Below are 19,607 nucleotides of genomic sequence, written 5' to 3' on the forward strand. Positions count from 1 at the left end.
AAAGAGATAAATAGGTCAGTATGAGGGAAAATAATGACCTATGAAAAGGTGAAAGACCTAAAACCCCAAGAGTTCAAACGCCTTTGTGGAGTTAGAAAAGAGACGTTTGCTAAGATGGTTGAGTTAGTGGAAACAAATGAAAAACAGAAGATAAAAACCGGAAGACCGTCCAAATTAAGTCCAGAAAATCAAGTATTGATGACGCTCGAATACTTACGAGAGTACAGAACTTACTTTCATATCGGTCAACATTGGGGACTTAACGAATCAACAGTATATCGAATAATTCGTAAAATAGAAAATATTTTAATCAAGTCAAAAGAATTAAGGATTCCGGGAAAGAAACAACTATTGAAATCGGGAAACCCAATAGAGATAGCAGTTATCGATGTAACTGAAACTCCCCTGGAGCGTCCTCAAAAAAACAGAAAAAGTTCTACAGTGGCAAGAAGAAAAAGCACACTTTAAAATCTCAACTTATCGTTGAAAAAAACAGCAAAGAGATTATCTGTATTGCATGCGGCAAGGGTAAAGAACACGACTTTAAGTTGTTTAAACGGAGTAAAACCAATCTAAAGACAGAGATACAGTGTCTCGGAGATCGAGGATATCAGGGAATAGCGAAAATCCACAAACAAAGTCGGATACCCCATAAAAAACCCAAGAAGAGCAAACTATCAAAAGAACAAAAAAAAGAGAATCATAAATTAGCTTCAGAGAGGATAGTGATTGAACATGTTTACCGTCGCCTCAAAATATTTAGAATTTTATCCGAGCGATATCGCAACAGAAGAAAAAGGTTTGGTTTACGCTTTAATTTAATTGCAGGCATCTATAATTACGAACTTCGTTTGAACTCAAATTAGTTAGCTGCCGCTACTTTTGCAAGAGGTCTATTCGTAAAACTAAGGATAATTGATGGCACTCACTTAGTGATCGGTTGCTAATTATCTGAAATTTTGAATATAATTTCGTTGCACAAGCCGCAAGAAATAATAACTGCATCAATCAATATTCAAAGGAACTCAGTATCAAGGATGCCAATACTGAAATTATCTTGTTTTAGTGGCAAATTGCCTGTAATAAAGAACAAGAAATAATCAAGAAAAAAAATCCTAACTATAAGAGAAAAAGTTAGGTTGCTTCATCGTTTCTTTATAAATGAGCAATTAACATAGACTTTGGTATCATCTATTCATGAATATTTATACGAAATGCACTATATTGCCATGGCTTGGAAAAATTCCTGCCTGCCTTTTACTATTCTCTCAGCAGGTCTTTATCTAGAACTTGTACTTATTTTTAGCCCTTCGGCGCAGGGACAAGAGCTTGTTAAGGATAACCTTCTTGCTCAAAACTTGATTAATGGCTCGGCTTCTAATATAACTAACGCAGTATTTGAGCCTCCCGGTGATGGAGAACCAGAAAACACGGAGGGTGGGGCAACTCGTGATGGAGGGAAATGTCCCCAAGATGCAACAGTTCAAACTCCCTATGTTACTCCGTTAATGCCTGCTAACCAGGAAGGATTAACGGTCATGAAACGTCCACAATTCTTGATTTATGTGCCCCAAACTGTAGCCAAAAAGGCATTTTTTAGTCTAAAAGAAAAAGGTGGAAATTATTCCTACCAGACTACCGTACCAATTTCTAATACTCCTGGTGTGATCAGCTTTAAACTTCCAGTTGACGCACCTGTGCTAGAAATTGGGCAAGATTACCAGTGGTCTTTTGTCCTAATTTGTGACCAGTCCCTCAGGCCAGATGATCCTTGGGTGCAAGGAAAGATCAAGAGAGTTGAACCCAACCCAACTCTGAGCCGTCAGCTAGAGAATTCATCAAAACTTGAGCTGGCTGCCCTTTATCAAGCAAATGGTCTGTGGTACGACGCGCTAGCTATTCTTTCTGAACTCAAGCGTTCTCAGCCCAATGATGTCGCCCTAACTGATACTTGGGAAAAACTACTAAAATCAGTGGGGTTAGGCGAACTCTCCAGCAAACCACTATTGCGCTAGTAGAATAGAGCTACGGCTGTATTAGGGTGCTGTAGACGGAACTCTCAAATCTTGTAGTTAAAAAAATCACCAAGCCATCTTTTCGCCTGCCCAGTTGCTGGGGTGGAGTATACTACAATCTTTGGTTGGTAAGTAAAGATTTCGGGCGCAATCGAACACTTGCTGCTGGATAACCGGAGAAGCCAGCTTGTTTCCGGATCGATTTAAATTCTGCCGAAGTTTTTATAGGAAGTGCATAACCGATATTAATCCCGCTCCCCAATCAGGACAAATGTGGCCAAAGCTCAAAAAGAAAATTTGGCAATGGCGAGAGGTGCTGATTTGTGCCCCCAGCGTAGCAGGATTAGTCATTGCGGTTAGTTATGCTGGACTTTTCCAGTTACTGGAGTGGAATACTCTTGATCAGTTTTTTCGCCTGCGTCCCTTAGAGGAAAAAGACCCAAGAATTGTAATTGTCACTATTGGCGAGTCAGATATTACTCATATTGGGCAATGGCCGATACCTGATGAGGTTTTAGGCAAATTGCTCCAGAAGATTAAACTACAGGAACCTAGAGCGATTGGCTTAGATCTCTATCGAGATTTGCCAGTGAAGCCTGGTTACCAGAAATTGGTCAAGGTGTTTGAATCAACACCAAACCTGATTGGCGTAGAGAAGGTGGTGGGAGACAAAGTTGCTCCACCTCCAACTCTGAACAAGTTAGGGCAAGTGAGTATAGCAGATCTGGTATTAGATGCCGATGGCAAGGTACGTCGAGCCTTGGTGTCTGTCAAACCTCAAGGTGGCAAAACTAGATTAAGCTTGGGCGCGACACTGGCTTTGGCTTATCTAGAAACCGAAGGGGTTATCCCCGAAATGATTAATGCCACTAAAAAGCATTTAACGCTGGGTAAAGCCTTATTTATTCCCTTGCGCAGCAATGATGGGGGCTATGTTAAGGCGGATGTTGGTGGTTATCAAGTCTTGTTGAACTTTCGTGGTTCCCTAGAGCAATTCCATACTGTATCGCTGAGGGAGGTTCTGGAAAATCAACTACCGCCGAACCTGATGCGCGATCGCATCGTCTTGATTGGTTCTATTGGACAGAGTACTAATGACTATCACCACACTCCCTACAGTAGTAGTTTTTTCGGAAGTCCTCGTGGTATGGCTGGTGTTGTAATTCATGCCAATTTAAGTAGTCAGATGCTTAGTGCGGCATTGGAAGGACGTCCCCTGATTAAGGTTTGGACACAACCTGGGGAATGGCTGTGGATCGTACTTTGGTCATTTATTGGCACCCTGGGAAGTTGGACTTTACTACGGACAAGCCTGTTTCAAGACAATTTTTCTCTCAAATGGCAAGTTTTGATTCTGGGCATTTTGCTAGCAGGAGGCATAAATATTTGTGGCAGCTATCTAGCCTTTTTGGGGGGCTGGTGGCTACCCGTGGCATCCCCGTTAGTTGCCATGACGGGGGCTGCTATTGTCATGATGATTTACCATAGCCAAAATTTGTTTAGGGAAAAAACTGACCTAGAAATTTTGCTAGAGACAACAACTCAACACTCCGATGCGGTAGAAGCACAGTTGCATCAAAGAGCCCAGGAAGCAGCGCGGGAAAGCCAGAGAAGACTGATTCAATTCTTAGAAGCTGTGCCAGTAGGGGTTGCAGTTATTGATGCTAGCGCTAAACCTTACTTCATTAATCAAAGAGCAAAGCAGCTATTGGGTAAAGGCACTATCCCTTTACTCACTTCTGAACAATTGCCAGAAGTTTATCAAATTTATCTTGCTGGCACCAATCAGCTTTACCCTGCGGAAAATTTACCGATCATGCGGGCATTGGCAGGAGAAACTCTTAGCGCTGATGATTTGGAAATCCATCAAGGAGACAAGATTATTCCCATCGAGGCTTGGGGAACACCGATTTATGACGAATTTGGTAAAATTGCCTATGCGATCGTCGCTTTTCAAGACATTACGGAACGCAACAAAGCAGAGACAGAGCGCGAAAAGTTCACTTGCGAACTTTTCAAATTAAACCTAGCTTATGAAAGGTTTGTTCCCAAAAAATTTCTGGAACTTTTGGACAAAGAAAGCATCATCAATGTCCAATTAGGCGACGCAGTACGAAAAGAAATGTCGATTCTATTTTCTGATATTCGCTCTTTTACTAGCATTTCAGAAGACATGAAGCTAGAAGACAACTTTAAATTTATTAATGCCTATCTATCTCGCATGGAACCTGCCATTGTCGAAAATCATGGCTTCATTGATAAATACATTGGTGATGCAATTATGGCTCTTTTTAGCCGTAGTGCTGATGATGCAGTAGAAGCAGCAATTGCCATGCTACACCAACTTGCTGACTACAATGCGACTCGGCAGACACCGGAACGTTCGCCGATCAAAATCGGCATTGGCATCAATACTGGTTCTTTGATGCTAGGGACAGTAGGAGGACACCAACGGATGGACAGCACGGTAATTAGTGATGCTGTTAATTTAGCCTATCGATTGGAAGAACTCACGAAAGTTTATGGGGTATCTTTGTTAATCTCTCACCGTACTTTAGGTTGTTTGCAAAAACCAGAAAATTACTGTCTTCGTTTTATTGATCGAGTCAAAGTTAAGGGCAAATCACAAGCTGTAGGAATCTTTGAGGTGTTTGAGGCTGATCTCCATCAAATTAAACAGTTAAAGTTAGCCACAAAAGCTATTTTTGAAGAAAGTTTGTACCTTTACCACAATCATTCTTTCTCAAAAGCTGCACAATTACTTAAAGATTGTCTATGCCTCAACCCCAGTGATTCAGTTGCTCAAATTTATCTAGAACGCTGTGGGCAACAGGGAAGTAATTAATTAGTTCTCTGAGTCTTGACAAGCAGTAGATTTTATCCTTAGGGCCTCCGGCGTGACTTGAGAAAGCTCAGCGGTAAGGAGGACTTTTCCCTCAGCGAGCATTGTCCATCCCTGTGCTGCGACAATTGGTTGAGCAGTTGCCCTGGCTACAGGCTGATCATTAGTAACACTCTCCTGGTTTCCTGGTTCAGAGTCCAGCGTTACCCAGTTAGTAATCATAGCGTCACTACTAAGAGAATCCACTGGATTAGCGGGCAAACCGCCACGACCAGTAACTACAAAGCTGCTACGCTTAGTAGTTCTGCCACCCGGAGTACAGCTGCGGTCAACTAGTCTAGCGGCGTCTACTAACTCAGTGGGTAACTCACTTAACCCTCGGCTAGGGTCGGTGTCGGGTCGGTTAATTTCCACTTCGCCATCTAAGCCAAAGCGGGAACTAGCAGTAATATCACTGAACTCTGTTTCCTGCTGACGGAACTCAATACCAAAAATGCCCTCAGTGGTAATGTTGATATTGCCGCCACGTCCCTCAAAGGCATTGGCTGTAATGTCGCTGTCTTCTTCTGCAAAAGCGACAATTAAGTCTGCATCAATATCAATGTTGCCGCCATCACCACCAGCGCCAGCAGTACCTGCCGTGGTAGAAATCTGAGCTCCGTATCTTAATAGCAATAAGTCCTGACCTTGCAAGCTAATATTACCGCCATTCCCCGATGCTGCCCTAGCAAACAAACCACTAGCAGGACTTTCAGTATCTACCTTTTCCTTGTCAAATTGGGCAGTGCGCTCCGCAAATCTTGGATCAACACCAGCTAAAGTAACTTGCTTAGCATCGAGAGTAATTTCTCCAGCACTACCTCTACCTAGAGCAGAAGTCAAAATTTGTCCGCCACCTGTGAGTTCAACTGTCCGGGCATTAACGCTAATACTACCGCCTTGAGATTGGTTCAAGGTACGAGCGCTCAAAACTCCACCGTTAGCAATCTTTAGGGAATTCGTTGTCAGATTGATACCACCACCTTGACCACTGAAATCCCCTTCCGTACCAGAGAATAAACCACTGGATGTACCCTGAGTGGGACTAATTCCAGAGATCTCAATCGACTCAGCATTGACATTGATATTGCCAGCATTTGCTCCAGTATCACTGATCGGTAGACCTAGTTGACTCTGCCCAGTGTAATAGTGCGCCACAACAGTTTCAGTAGGTAGGGCTGTTCGGTAAACTGCTACTTCGTCAATGAGACCTTTGAAAGGTAGGTCAGCAGCATCCCGCCAACTACCAATCCGCACACTCGGTGGTCCTCCTTCAAAGGGTCCATCAGAACCTCTATCCACTTGTTGACCATTAACGAAAATTCTGCTGGTGTCTGAGGGTTGGTCATAAGTGGTGACAACGTGATACCAACCTTCCCCAAAATTTACCGTGTCTTCAGGTCCATTGAGAGTATTGTTGAAGTAGCCAAAGCGAATAGAACCTTCGTCTTTGAGCTTTAAATTCAGACTTTGGCGCTGCACATCATCGCTATGCATACCCAAATAAACCTGTTCTTCTGGAGGATTTTCCTCCGGTTTGAGCCAAGCTTCCACCGTAAACGATTGATTCTGAATATCTAAACCAGACCCTGGTGCCACTTGACCAATCTCTACAGCACCACCAGTCCCATCAAAATCTGCTGCTGTTCCTGAAACTCCTGGCAATCCTTGAGCCACGCCTCCTGTATAGGTGCCATTGAAGTTATTACCAGAGGCGTCAGTCGCGCTTGTGTCGATGGTTTCATCAAGACGCCAGTAAGCCACCGGGCCATCAGCCTGCACTACTTCTCCATAGCTAGAATACTCTGAGGCTATAGCTGCTGGAATGAAGCCAAAAGTACGAGTTTCCACACTACCGCCTTCTAAGAGAGCCAGGGAGGAAGTATTAATCTCAATTTTTCCACCATTACCAGTAGCCCTTTCTCCCACCCCACTGAAAATCGCCCCATCATCACTCACAACTACTGATTCAGTGGCATTTAAGGTAATATCACCCGCATCAAATTCTCCAAAAGTCGAAGCGGAAATGGATGCTCCCTCTTTGATGGTTGTCCGTTGGCTGTTGATGATCAAGTTTCCCGCATTACCAGCGCCAATTGTACTGGAGTCTAAGCTAGCACCGTTAAAGACGGATAGGGAGTCTGCTTCAATGTGGATTTGACCGCCTTCCCCCCTCGCCTCTGAGTCCACTAAGCTAAATACACCAGAGCGTTCGCCATCTTGTTGCTTGCCCTCTACGAGTACTGAATCAGCAACAATGCTCACGTTGCCAGCATTGCCCTCTCCCTCGGTACTGGCTTTTAATGTGGCACCGTTAGTGATTGCCAGCGAGCCAGTTTGTATGTAAATATCACCACCCTCACCCCTGCCGCTAGAGTTGACTCGACTGAGGATTTTACTTCCTCTACCACGGCCTTCTCCGTCCAGCACAACCTGTTCGCTGGCAATAATCGTCACATTGCCCGCATCCCCTTTACCAATGGTATTGGATTGCAAATCAGCACCATTGGTGAGAGTAACTGACTTTGCTTCGATATAAATATCACCAGCGCTACCTTCTCCTGAGCCTTCAATACTGCTAATACCAGCAGTAGTGTTGACACGACCAAATTCTTCTGAACTTACTCCATCGAAGGAGACAAGATCGTTGGCGATGATCGCAATCCCGCCAGAATTCCCCTTGCCTTGAACCCTAACTTGGAATTGAGCGCCATTAGAGACATACAGAGACCCGGTTTTAATGGAGATACCACCACTATCTCCTTGAGCACCTCGTCTGATGCGATTGAGTATACCAGTGCGTAATTCTTCAGTAGCTTGACCCCGGTCAGGATCCATGCCACCTACTCCGTCGAAGGATACAGTATCTCTAGCAACAATGGTCACGCGACCGGCATTAGCTCCTTGTCCCTCGGTGTCAGCTCTAATTTGAGCACCATTGGTAGCAGAGAATGAGCCAGTCTGAATATAAATATCACCACCCTGTCCTGTTCCTGAGGTGTTGGTGATCAGGAAACTCCTGTCTAGAGAAATTAGCTCCTGAGCGATTAAGGTAATATTGCCAGCATTGCCAGAATTAGAAGATGCATCAATGCGATCGCTAACTCTTAGGTCACCACGAGAGTCAATTACTACTGAACCGCTATTACCGACAAAGCCACCAACATCGCCATCAGTTTGAATTTTACCAACTTCGATACTTCCTCCTGGTAAAGATGAGTCCGCTTGGTATTGATTGGTCAACAAAACCAGCCCATCAGGTGCATTCATTGAGATATTGCCGATAGAGATATCAGCACTGGTTCGTGTTGGCGATACGGGATTACTCGGCTCCAAAACCGGGAATAAACCGGAGAGTCCCAATGGTTCAAGAATCTCAGCCGGAATCATACCTGAGCGCACATCTAGAGTCGCTTGTTTACTGCCATCAATAGCCAATAAAGTTTCGCCATCAGAAAGAGTGACATCTTCAGTAATAAACTCAACTCCCCCAGCACCAGCATTGGCACCAGTGATCTTAACTGAGCCAATTTTTACTTGACCCCCCGATAAAATGTGCAAAGAAGCACCTTCATAGGTATCAAAACTTACATCACCTACCGCCCGAATTATCGGATCTTCGGCACTAGCTAACTGACCCCAAGTACTATCCAACTTCTCAATGCGAAAATTTCCCCCACTGATATACTGAGCATCACCTACTACCGGATTAGCCGAACGCAATACCAAGTCTCCACCTGCGATTAACCGACTCTGGGGATGGTTGAGGACAAAAATATCTACTCCTGTCTCCCCCTGCACTAATAGTCTTCCTCCGACAACAGTCACAGAAGGGTTAGTACTGCTGTCGCGCAGGCTTACCGTATTTTGGGCTAACAGTGTTAGGTTCCCTGTAGTTTGTAATTGACTTTCCTCTAACAGCAGATTGCCTGTAGCTGATAAGGTGGCATTCTCTGCTATTACCTGGTTGATTTGAGCATCTCCAACTAAAGCTGCTACATTAAGCTCTCCGTTGGGTGCTGCGAGGAGTCCACTAATACTAATAGTACTGCCGGAGAGCCTTAAATCTTGACCAACAACCAGATTACCTTGGTTAGTAAGTGTACCTCGATTATCAGCTCGATACTGCAAACCGGGCGTGAGATTGATGGTTAGCAAGGGCGGTGCTTCGGGATTGGTAGCACTGAACTGGGAACCATTTTCAAAAAGCAAGCTATTTGCCGTGCTGGCTAGGAATGAACCACGAATATCCAGTTGTGCCTCTGGACCAAAAATGATGCCTTGAGGATTGAGTAAAAAGAGATTGGCTGCCCCATCCACACCCAAGGTTCCCAGAATGTTGGATGGTTGATTGCCTGTAACCCGCGACAGAATATTCTCAATACCTAAAGGATTAGTAAAGTAAACTCTTTGCCCTTGTGTAACATTAAATTCAAGAAAACTGTGGAATAAGTTAGAGCCAAGTGCTGCTCCTCCTTCGATGAAATCAGTGTTGGTGCCATCAACCTCATCATGGGGTGTGACGATTGAACTTTGCTCACCTAAAGTGCTATCCGGGATAATCTGGGCAACAGCGTAAGGTTCAGCTAAGGCAAAGACAAAACCTGTGAGGGTAAGCACTTTTACTACTCGAGACAATTGCTTGTAGGGGAAGTTCCAGTCTAGTTTTCTGTTCCTTTGAGTCATCTTCTTGCCCACCAATCCCGGTTGCTTGATCAATCTAATTTAGGATAAGGCAAGAGCATTACCGCAGATCAGCCAAGCTAGCAAAGAGAGTAGAGTATCAATCTTCCTATCTTTAATTAAGATGTAGCATAGGTGGAAAAATACAGTGCATCTTTAATGAATTTGAAGGTTGAAACTGGTTTGCACAATGGTAAGTACGTCCTCGACACCCAGATGGGTAAGGGGGTTTTTGGTGTCACCTATCGGGCAACCAACACTGAGTCTGGTCGAAAAGTCATCCTCAAGACTCTTGCGGACAATCTGTGCCAACATTCAGACTTTGGGCGCTTTAGGCGGCGCTTTTTTGAGCTGGCTGCGCGTTTGAGTAGCTGCAAGCATGCCAATCTAGTTCAGGTTATTGACGGTTTTGAAGATCAGGGACGCCCCTACGTAGTGATGGAATATATTCCAGGGCAGAATCTGGCTCAACTAATTCAATCAAATGTGTTGCCAGAAGCCAAAGCCATTGAATATATTCGTCAAGTGGGTAATGCCCTGAAGGTGCTTCACCAAGCTGAATTACTGCACCAGGACATTAAACCGCAAAACATCATTTTGCGGCAAAATACTGACCGCGTGGTGTTATGTGAGTTTGGTTTTACTTGTGAGTTTACACCAGGGGCAATGCAGACCCATGCTAATCTTTGCTGTGCGGGTTATGCACCTTTGGAACAGTACTCCTCCCAGGGGGAGCGAACACCAGCAACAGATGTCTATGCTTTAGCCGCAACCTTCTACTGCTTGCTGACTGGCCACCCACCATTGCCAACACCAGTTCGCCAAGCGCTGTATTATCGGGGAGTTGCAGGCTCTGTGTCACCGGACTGGGAAGAGTGTACCCGCACACTGAGTCTAGCCCTGAAGCAGGCGGTGTACAGTGGTCTAGAAATATTACCTAACCAGCGTCCTCAAACTATCGAAGCTTGGCTGTCTTTGCTCGACAAGGACGAAGAAAAATCCTACTCCCAGCGAACACTTACTCAGTGCTTAGTTAAACAACCAAGTAATCTTAACTCAGCACCAGCTGAGCTCAAAATATTCCAGAAAAAACGCCAAATCAGGCAGTTGTTTAGAGGGGAGAAACAGTCGAAAACTGACAAAAAACCCTCTGAAGGCTTGTTAAGCAAACCTACAACAGAGAAGGCATCACCTACACACCAAGACTCAATCGGAGCCAAAGAAGCTGAAGTAGCCGATTTTTCTTTATTTCCCAACCTTCGCCGCTTCGCTAATTTCTCTCGCCAACGAACCGGAAAATCTGCTTCCTCTTCAAGGTTAGCGAGTAGTGCTAGGTTACTTAAGATCAGCTTTCTTACCCAACAACTCCCCAAACAACTACCTTTTCCCGCTTTGCTAATTACGGGTGTACTCGCCGCATCAGCAGGAATGGGATTTGGCTTGGCGCTGCGACTTCATGCCTCTGAGCAAGAGGGTTCTACTCTCTTGCATACTAAGCAATCCTTTCCAGCTAGTAGCGATTGGCCTGCCTCCGAATCTCAACTGTAAGGCAAGATGCAGGAGAGAAGAGACTTTCAGAGCTTTCACATTTGTTTGCATGCCTTCGCTTAGTGGTGTCAAGCGACTTATTACCTGGTGTAAAAAGGTGGAGAGATAGCAGTTAATTAAAAGATTAACAACGAAGTTAGGTGGGACGGCAAAGGCTTTTCGGGCAGCCTTCTTAACAATCAAGTTATAATCTGTTGCGTATGATCAAGAAAAATGTTCATGAGTAATTCTGTAATTCATGCCTTTTTTGTGGGTAGAGCCGCCGCCCAAGGGCTGAGTGAGCTTTTAGAAGACTCTTTGGCGAATGTCTTAAGCGAACTGGGTAAATTAGACGCAGAACAACGTGAGCGACTGCGGCAATTTGTTGAGCAAGTGGAAGAGCGGGCTAGCCGCGAATCTGAAGCTGTGATGAGTGGTCGAGCTAGTAGCTCTGTAGTGCCACTCAATTCTAAACCAGGTGACTTGCAGGCAACAATTGACGAACTCAGATCCGAAATTGCCCGCCTGCGTGCCGAGTTACAAATCTATCGTAATCAGTCCATCTAGAAGGATAGGCACCCAAGGCTTGCTAATGAGTTGACCTTTATTTTGTCGCAGAAACCTCATTTAAAAGAATAACCAACAATTGTCCCAGATCTCGGGGTTGTTGAGGCATTTTTTGCATAAACCTTTTTTGAAACTAACTTAGGAACCCGAGTGTCTGCTATCTCTAAAGACTATGTCAATCTCACTCAAGACAAGGAACACCCGGTGTCTAGCCCAAGTTTCTTAGGTAACGTACATAAAGAAAAAGCCTATCGGTGGAATCGGGAAAATTACTCCCGTAACCGCCGATTCATCGACATTTGGGCTTTTTTTCTGACACTGCTAACTAAGTTGTGGCTCGAAGGTAAACCCTGGAGCTATCCGGGGGGTTTCACTGAAGAGAAACGGGCAACCAGGCGCAAAGCTCAAGCAATCTGGATTAGAGACACTTTCCTAGATTTGGGACCAACTTTTATTAAAGTAGGGCAGCTATTTTCCACCCGTGCCGACTTATTTCCCGGTGAGTATGTGGAAGAATTGGCTAAGCTACAAGACAGGGTACCTGCTTTTAGCTATGAGCAAGCTGAATTAATCATTAAGCAAGATTTGGGAAAGCCGGTTACAGAACTCTTTCGCAGTATTGACCCAATTCCCTTGGCTGCTGCTAGTCTAGGGCAAGTCCACAAAGCTCAGTTACACAGCTCAGAAGAGGTAGTGGTCAAGGTACAAAGACCTGGTTTGCGCCAGCTTTTCACCATTGATTTACAGATTCTCAAGGGTATCGCCCGATATTTTCAAAACCATCCCGATTGGGGAAGGGGTAGAGATTGGCTGGGAATCTACGAGGAGTGCTGTCGAATTCTGTGGGAAGAGATTGATTATCTCAATGAAGGACGCAACGCTGATACATTTCGCCGCAATTTTCGCAGCTATAACTGGGTAAAAGTGCCTCGCGTCTACTGGCGATATGCCTCACCAAGAGTTTTAACCCTGGAATACTTGCCAGGGATTAAGATTAGTCATTACGAAGCTCTAGAGGCTGCTGGTTTGGATCGCAAATTGCTTGCTAATCTAGGGGCAAAAGCTTACCTACAACAGCTATTCAACGACGGTTTCTTTCATGCCGATCCCCATCCGGGAAATATAGCTGTTTCTCCAGAAGGATCTTTAATTTTCTATGATTTCGGCATGATGGGGCGGATCAAGGCAAATATCCGTGAGCAACTCATGGAGACACTCTTTGGCATTGCCCAAAAAGATGGTGAGCGGGTTGTTAATTCTCTTGTCGAATTGGGTGCCTTATCACCCGTAGAAGATATGGGACCAGTACGACGCTCAGTACAGTACATGCTAGACCATTTCATGGACAAGCCCTTTGAGGAACAGTCGGTGAGTGCCATTAGTGAAGATCTCTATGAAATTGCCTATGGTCAGCCTTTTCGCTTCCCCGCAACTTTTACCTTCGTCATGCGAGCTTTCTCGACTTTAGAAGGTGTCGGGAAGGGTCTAGACCCAGAGTTCAACTTTATGGAAGTGGCAAAACCTTTTGCACTGCAGATTATGACAAACGGCAATACTCCCGATAGCAATAGCTTCATCAACGAACTGGGACGCCAAGCAGCACAAGTTAGTAGTACTGCTTTGAGCTTACCCAGACGAATTGAAGATACCATTGATAAATTAGAAAGAGGGGACTTGCGCATTAGAGTGCGGTCTATCGAATCAGATCGACTCCTACGACGCCTGAGTGGTATGCAGTTGGGAACCAACTATACTTTACTAATCTGTGCGTTCACCTTATCAGCTACTATCCTCTTAGTTAATGGGAAAATTGGTCTAGCATTGGTCGTCGCTTTGGCAGCAGCTTTAGCGGCATTTGCCCTAATTCGTTTACTCAGACGGCTTGACCGATTTGACCGCATGTTCTAAATCCCGTAATTTTTTAGAGGCCAACAAATAAGTTATGAAATGTCGCTTCACGGGTCTTACGGATCCGGGACTCATTCGTACAGTCAATCAGGATAATTACTACCTCGACCCTGATGGGCGCTTTTTCATAGTCGCCGACGGCATGGGAGGTCATGCTGGTGGTCAAGAAGCCTCTCAAATTGCCAAGGAAGCGATTCTAGCTTACTTGGGAGAAAACTGGTCTGCTGACACTGTCTCAGAGGAGTTACTTGAGCAAGCGATTTACCAAGCCAATCAGGGTATCTTAGAAGACCAGCAAAACCATCCAGAACGCTCTGATATGGGTACTACCGCTGTGGTGGTAATTTTTCGTCACGACCAACCGTGGTTTGCTCATATCGGAGACTCTCGGCTTTACCGACTGCGAAATGGAAAGCTGGAGCAGGTGACAGAAGATCACACCTGGGTAGCCAAGGCGATGAAGGCGGGCGATATTACTCAGGAGCAAGCTAGGACACACCACTGGCGTCATGTGCTATCTCAGTGTCTAGGTCGCAAAGATTTACATCAAGTTGATGTCCAACCGATTGATTTACAACCAGGGGATCGCCTATTGTTGTGTACTGATGGTCTTACAGAAGAACTATCCGACGACTTGATTGCTGACCACCTACAAGCCAATGCTGAGGGCAAACAAGCTGCTAGCCTCCTTATCGAAGCGGCTAAGGAGAAAGGAGGTAAAGACAATATTACAGTGGTGATTGTTGAAATAGACTAACCAGCTCTAGTGGCCGTTGGTTTTCGTTAGTCCCGACAAGGGGAATAGAGATCATATAATTGATGGTATTCAAGCATTGATCAGAGTGTATCTGAGTAACTAGTTAATCTACTCTCAAGCAAAGTTATCCTATGGCGCTGTTTACGAAAATCTTCTCCATCGTTTCCCAATGGTTGTTTCTCGCCCTTGGTAGCCGAAAGCTTAGCTTAACTAGTGAAGGGTGCTAGCTCATTACCGGGCTACAAAATTAAGCAATTGTTGCTGTGGGCCGCCTTGGGGAAGTTCAGCAACAATAATTTACTCAAATTTGAGGTACTTGAAAGGCTGTGAGTAACTCCGTACCCCAGTCATCAGAGAAGTATTCAAAAATTGACTACAAGAATCCTTCGCAAGGATGAGGCGGATTATGACAGACAAGGAAAGAATCTTAAGATATACAAAAGAATATAAAAAAATTTTAGCGATTCATTATTAGTTTGCTTGTCCCATGGATCTTTCGGTTTTGACTAGCTCCCCTAAGACTGACCACATTCTGATTGTGGACGATTCCAGCGATAACCTATTCTTAGTGCAAACTATTTTAGAAGAAGAAGGTTATGAAATTAGTTTAGCCGAAGACGGCAGGGTTGCTTTAGAGCAGATTGACAAGTCCCCTCCAGACTTAGTCCTACTCGACGTGATGATGCCAGGTATGGATGGCTTTGAAGTGACAAAGCGCATCCGGGAAAATCCCCAATTATCCTTTATTCCGATTTTGCTGATTACTGCTTACGACCAGCCTAGTGTTGTACAAGGATTGGATACGGGGGCTGATGATTTTATCCGCAAGCCAGTAGAAGTAGAGGAATTGTTGGCACGGGTGAGATCCCTGTTGCGTCTAAAGCATAGTGTAGATGAACGTGATCATATTGCTCGTCAAAGAGAAGATTTTGTCTCTAGGCTTACCCACGATTTGCGAACCCCTCTAGTCGCCGCTGACCGGATGCTAACACTGTTTCAACAGGGGGCACTCGGAGAGATGTCACCGCCGATGCAAGAAGCGATAGTAACAATGGCTCGCAGTAATCGTAACTTGCTAGCTATGGCAAATACCTTACTAGAAGTTTATCGCTATGAGGCGGGTCGTAAGAATTTGTGCTTCTCTACTATCGATGTTCAAGAAATAGCTAAGGAAGTAGTCCAAGAACTTTCTCCACTGGCAATGGAGAAAAGTCTGTCTTTAACGTACGACAATCAAGAAAATGTTGACTCCAAAATAGTAGGCGATCGCTTAGAAATACACCGAGTTTTTACTAACTTGGTCGGAAATGCCATCAAATTTACAGATGCAGGCTCAGTTACCATCCATCTTAGCCAGACTCCTGTTGATGCTCAGCCTAATGATTCCTGGCTAGTTATTGAAGTTAAAGACACTGGTCCGGGTATATCACCAGAAGAGCAAAAGATGCTATTCGAGCGGTTTCGGCAAGGCAGCCACAAGCGTTCTGGTAGTGGCTTGGGACTGCATCTGTCGAAGAGGATTATCGAGACTCACCAGGGAACTATTGAACTCAAGTCCGACCTGGGTCAAGGCAGTTTATTTATCATACGCTTCCCTGCCTATCAGTAAAAATATTGTCGCTGTGCTGAAAAATAGTCGCTGCGTAGGTAAACGGTTCGTGGAAAAGTGACTGGTTTTGCTCAAGATAATCTCAAACGTCGTCTGGCTGACTCATAAATTGCCTACATGGATTTTATCTTGATTGGTGCTTCGTTCACTGAGTTGGGTCTCAACGAGGCAGTATTATTGTCGATTCACCCCCAAATCTCATCCCTAATTTTCCCTCAAACCTAGATAATATAATAGTTTGGAGGTCTATTATTAAGGGAACAGAGCGAGATAATTAATTGAGGTAGTATGGAGCAAAGACAAGCAGAAATCGAGGCAATTCGCTCTCAAATTGAAGCACTACGCAGTGAACGTGAGGCTCTGACAGTGGGAGAGATACTGCCAGAAAGCGACTCACCAGAGGCAATCACCAAGGCTTATCGCCATCAAGCCAGAGAAGCTGCTAAAGTATCCACAGAAGTAGAGGGGATTGATCAAGCGATCGCAGCTTTGGAAGCTCAGCTACATCAGAAACAGGGTGGGTTACAGCTCTCACCTAGGCAACAGGAACGCCTGAACCGTGAGCAAGAAGTAGAACAGGCAACGCAACGCGCCTATGACCATGCCAATCGTATTAACGAACTAGCAGCAGAATTAGCAGAAGAACTCAAGGCACTCAAAGCGATCGCTCATGAGCTTAGTCCAGTTTACTGGCAGTTGTATCATAAGCCCTTAATTACTGGGTTTAGAGGTACTTCGGTTCCTTACCTCCGCTCTGATAGCAATGTTTTAATGATTGGTAAATTGATAATTTGAGGTCTTTAGCTAGCTATTTTAATCAATTGCTCCTAAAGCCTTGAGTGCTGCTCTTTGAGCTTCAGAGACACCAACTACGTTAGTAATATTCATCCCCTCGTAAGGTCTTTCATTGGTAAGGATTTTCAGACACTCCCCCGTCTCGGTATGCCAAAATCGATCGTATGGTCTGAGCATCACTCGCACTGGCAAGGACTTGACCAGAATCACGAGCAAATTCTTTGCCTGTGGTAAAAGTCACGGAAAGCACCCACCTTGTATGTCCTTGTAATACTCTCAGACACTTCCCCTCAGGTACATCCCACAACCTCACCGTATGGTCTAAACTAATGCTGGCAAGGATTCGATCGTGACCTTGCAAAATCTTCAAACACTGACCATTGCAGATATCCCAAATCCTAATCGTTCGATCCATGCTGCCAGTGGCTAGAGTTTTTCCACCGGGACTAAAGGCAACCGGCGACACCCAATCAGTATGTCCCTGTGACTTACCTACGCTTCTCTAACGAGCAAGTGCAGGCTTCTCAGCGACTCTTCTTTGAAGACATTAACTGAGCTTTTAAGCCGTGCGTCCCACGGACTTTGAGAGATATATTTGTTGTGTTTGTAGGCTGCATTTCTGCATTTATTTTGATTACACCTACATCTCGTATTCTACCGCACATCCTGTTCGCAATTCATCCCGCGCCTCCTTGCAGGTAGGTGTGGGACTTCTTACGATTGAAAGTTAAAGCTAGTTAGATTAGTTATCCTGGGTAATTCAAGGTTTCAGTTGTTAGTTGCAATTGTATTGCTGTGGTAGTCATGCTAATTAGCCAGTAACTGGTGATGGCGATCCCTTAAGGAGCGCTCTTCCTGGGGTTTCAGAGCAGGTAGTAAGGCTTTAATCCTTACCAAATTAGTCGTCTAACTGCTTCCTGCTAATGGGTGAACTACAAGGATGAATCTAAACCATCCCTTCGGGTGAGCTAGCTGTGTGAAGCCTAAGCATAGCCACTAAGAGTAATTTAGAAACATAGAAGGTGCTAATGTCTGAGTGCCTTCGAGTCTGTTCACAAGTATGGCTTTAACTTAATCATCAGTGGTCACTGAGGCAGAACCCACGCTATCTTAAAAAAAGATAATAAAAGTAAAATTTCTTTACAAAATCCTCTAACAAGCTCAGCAATGTTGAATTCGGGTGCATGGAAATTAACAAATTGCGGCCTTCAGCGATCAGTGAAGCCCAACTATACCTTTCAGACAACTTAGTTTAGTGCAACCGAAATCTACATCAAAAAGGAGGAACCGTGACCCAGACAGCCTCAGAGCCAGAAAAACATCAGTTGAATGGAGCCAGTGTTGCTGCACCTACCAACCGAGAAGATGATTCCACTTTAGTCTCAGTTTCCCAGACGGATCAAACCAGACCTAACTGGCTAGGGGGCGGACGAGGCATTTTAATTGGTATGGGTGTAGGCATTGCGCTGGCACTACTAGGAAACCACTTAGCTACTCCCAGACAAGAAGCGGCCACCACCGAAGCACCTCCGGCTACTTCATCAGCTGCACCAGCTCAAAGTGTCACAGTAGCCGAGGTCAAAACCTCCAGTGTTCAGAATAGTTTGGAGGCTACTGGCACCGTTAAGGCCTCAGAGATGATTTCAGTATTGTCTCAGGCTAATGGTCTACAGATTAAGCAAGTGCTAGTAGACGAGGGCGACTATGTTAAAACCGGACAACTGATGGCCCGCCTAGATGATGCGGCTCTCCAAGCGCAGTTAAAACAAGCCCAGGCCTCAGTGGCTGAAGCAGAAGCGCGTCTAGCAGAACTCAAAGCCGGAAATCGGTCTGAGGAAATTGCTCAGGCGGAGGCTCGTTTCAACCAAGCCAGAGCTCGTCTGAGACAATCTCAAGCGAGTATCCCCAGACAAATTGATCAAGCCCAAGCTCAAGTAGCCTCTGCACAAGCGCGATTGAATCTAGCGGAGAATCGCTACAAGAGTCTCAAAGGACTGGTCAATCAAGGAGCCGTTACTCAAGACAGATTTAACGAGAGTTTGAGTGAATATGAGAGTGCCCGGGCGAATTTATCGGAAGCGCAACAACGCCTTGATCAGGCAAGAAACACCAACAGCCCAGAAATTGAGCAATTAGAAGCTGCTGTAGCAGAAGCTCAACAACAACTTAAGCAACAACGTGCTGGTTCTCGCCAAGAGATAATTTCTCAAAGCGAAGCGCAGCTAGCGAGAGCTAAAGGAGAAGTGCAGTTATTGATGTCGCGACTACAAGATACACGGGTGGTTGCTCCTGTTAATGGCAAAGTAGCAGAGAGAAAAGCTCGTGTGGGCAAAGTTACTTCTTCAGAAGAACTGTTTCAAATCATCGAAAATAGTAGTTTGCAACTGGAATTAGAGGTTCCTGAAACTCAACTGCCACAAATTAGCCCAGGGAAAAGCGTAACAATTACGTCCGATGTTGATAAGAACCTAAACTTATCTGGAAAGGTAAGAGAAATTGATCCAGTGGTAGATCAAGACTCTCGCAAAGCAACAGTAAAAGTAGATTTACCAGCTCAAGATTCTTTACGACCTGGGATGTTTTTAAAAGCAGCAATTACCACCTCAGAAGCCAAGGGTCTAACCTTGCCATCTAAGGCTGTGTTGCCCCAATCAGACGGCAGCGCGATTGTTTATCAGGTGTCAGCAGATGACACTGTTAAAGCACAATCGGTAGAGATGGGAGAAATCTTAGCAAACGAGCAAGTAGAAATTAAAAGCGGTTTATCGGTAGGCGATCGCGTAGTCGTAAAAGGTGCTGCTTACCTCAAAGATGGCGACAAAATTGAAGTCGTAGAAAGCAAAAAAGAGAGTTAAAACTTACCAG

General features: G+C 44.9%; 12 protein-coding genes and 1 pseudogene. 10 read left to right on the top strand and 3 right to left on the bottom strand.

The features are described 5' to 3' along the window. Nucleotides 1–33: 33 nt before the first annotated feature. The 3 genes from ACT7WV_RS14160 to ACT7WV_RS14170 all read left to right on the top strand — a co-directional run bounded on the left by ACT7WV_RS14160 (nucleotide 34) and on the right by ACT7WV_RS14170 (nucleotide 4,860). Nucleotides 34–866, top strand: a protein-coding gene (locus tag ACT7WV_RS14160) for an IS5 family transposase (protein ID WP_445101302.1) whose coding sequence is annotated in 2 segments (ribosomal slippage) — nucleotides 34–418 and nucleotides 418–866 — 834 coding nt in all. Because the reading frame shifts where the segments join, the coding sequence is not laid out codon by codon here. Between the two features lie 315 nt (nucleotides 867–1,181). Beyond that, on the top strand, nucleotides 1,182–2,015 hold the full coding sequence (locus tag ACT7WV_RS14165) for a DUF928 domain-containing protein (RefSeq protein ID WP_445103505.1): 834 nt from the start codon (nucleotides 1,182–1,184) through the stop codon (nucleotides 2,013–2,015). 271 nt (nucleotides 2,016–2,286) lie between these two features. Then, entirely contained in the window at nucleotides 2,287–4,860 is a 2,574-nt protein-coding gene (locus tag ACT7WV_RS14170; RefSeq protein ID WP_445103506.1) for a CHASE2 domain-containing protein, read from the top strand. On the opposite strand, the gene ACT7WV_RS14175 is transcribed toward ACT7WV_RS14170, so the two are convergent. Continuing rightward, nucleotides 4,861–9,582 carry a two-partner secretion domain-containing protein gene (locus ACT7WV_RS14175; RefSeq protein ID WP_445103507.1) on the bottom strand — a complete coding sequence of 1,574 codons (4,722 nt, stop codon included), beginning with the start codon at nucleotides 9,580–9,582 and terminating at the stop codon, nucleotides 4,861–4,863. A gap of 156 nt (nucleotides 9,583–9,738) precedes the next feature. Here ACT7WV_RS14175 and ACT7WV_RS14180 point away from each other — a divergent pair, with 156 nt between their 5' ends. The 6 genes from ACT7WV_RS14180 (at nucleotide 9,739) to ACT7WV_RS14205 (ending at nucleotide 16,742) form a co-directional block, all read left to right on the top strand. After that, nucleotides 9,739–11,127, top strand: coding sequence for a serine/threonine protein kinase (locus ACT7WV_RS14180; protein ID WP_445103508.1), 1,389 nt, complete (start codon nucleotides 9,739–9,741; stop codon nucleotides 11,125–11,127). Nucleotides 11,128–11,346: 219 nt separating this feature from the next. Then, entirely contained in the window at nucleotides 11,347–11,673 is a 327-nt protein-coding gene (locus tag ACT7WV_RS14185; protein WP_445103509.1) for a DUF6825 family protein, read from the top strand. A gap of 204 nt (nucleotides 11,674–11,877) precedes the next feature. Continuing rightward, on the top strand, nucleotides 11,878–13,581 hold the full coding sequence (locus ACT7WV_RS14190) for an ABC1 kinase family protein (RefSeq protein ID WP_445105653.1): 1,704 nt from the start codon (nucleotides 11,878–11,880) through the stop codon (nucleotides 13,579–13,581). 34 nt (nucleotides 13,582–13,615) lie between these two features. After that, a complete protein-coding gene (locus tag ACT7WV_RS14195; protein ID WP_445103510.1) occupies nucleotides 13,616–14,338 on the top strand; it encodes a Stp1/IreP family PP2C-type Ser/Thr phosphatase in 723 nt (240 codons plus the stop codon). 487 nt (nucleotides 14,339–14,825) lie between these two features. Next, nucleotides 14,826–15,947 carry a hybrid sensor histidine kinase/response regulator gene (locus ACT7WV_RS14200; RefSeq protein WP_445103511.1) on the top strand — a complete coding sequence of 374 codons (1,122 nt, stop codon included), beginning with the start codon at nucleotides 14,826–14,828 and terminating at the stop codon, nucleotides 15,945–15,947. Between the two features lie 288 nt (nucleotides 15,948–16,235). Then, entirely contained in the window at nucleotides 16,236–16,742 is a 507-nt protein-coding gene (locus ACT7WV_RS14205) for a hypothetical protein (RefSeq protein WP_445103512.1), read from the top strand. A gap of 109 nt (nucleotides 16,743–16,851) precedes the next feature. Here ACT7WV_RS14205 and ACT7WV_RS14210 read toward each other — a convergent pair whose 3' ends face one another. Both ACT7WV_RS14210 and ACT7WV_RS14215 read right to left on the bottom strand, forming a co-directional pair. Continuing rightward, the gene (locus tag ACT7WV_RS14210) at nucleotides 16,852–17,157 is read right to left on the bottom strand and encodes a WD40 repeat domain-containing protein (protein ID WP_445105654.1); all 306 of its coding nucleotides are present in this window, start codon (nucleotides 17,155–17,157) and stop codon (nucleotides 16,852–16,854) included. Beyond that, nucleotides 17,143–17,220: pseudogene (locus ACT7WV_RS14215) on the bottom strand (hypothetical protein); the annotation flags it as partial. The pseudogene ACT7WV_RS14215 and the gene ACT7WV_RS14210, both read right to left, overlap by 15 nt. An 811-nt stretch (nucleotides 17,221–18,031) precedes the next feature. Here ACT7WV_RS14215 and ACT7WV_RS14220 point away from each other — a divergent pair. Continuing rightward, nucleotides 18,032–19,597 carry an efflux RND transporter periplasmic adaptor subunit gene (locus ACT7WV_RS14220; RefSeq protein ID WP_445103513.1) on the top strand — a complete coding sequence of 522 codons (1,566 nt, stop codon included), beginning with the start codon at nucleotides 18,032–18,034 and terminating at the stop codon, nucleotides 19,595–19,597. Nucleotides 19,598–19,607: the final 10 nt, after the last annotated feature.

Source organism: Symploca atlantica LB2515 (assembly GCF_052546295.1).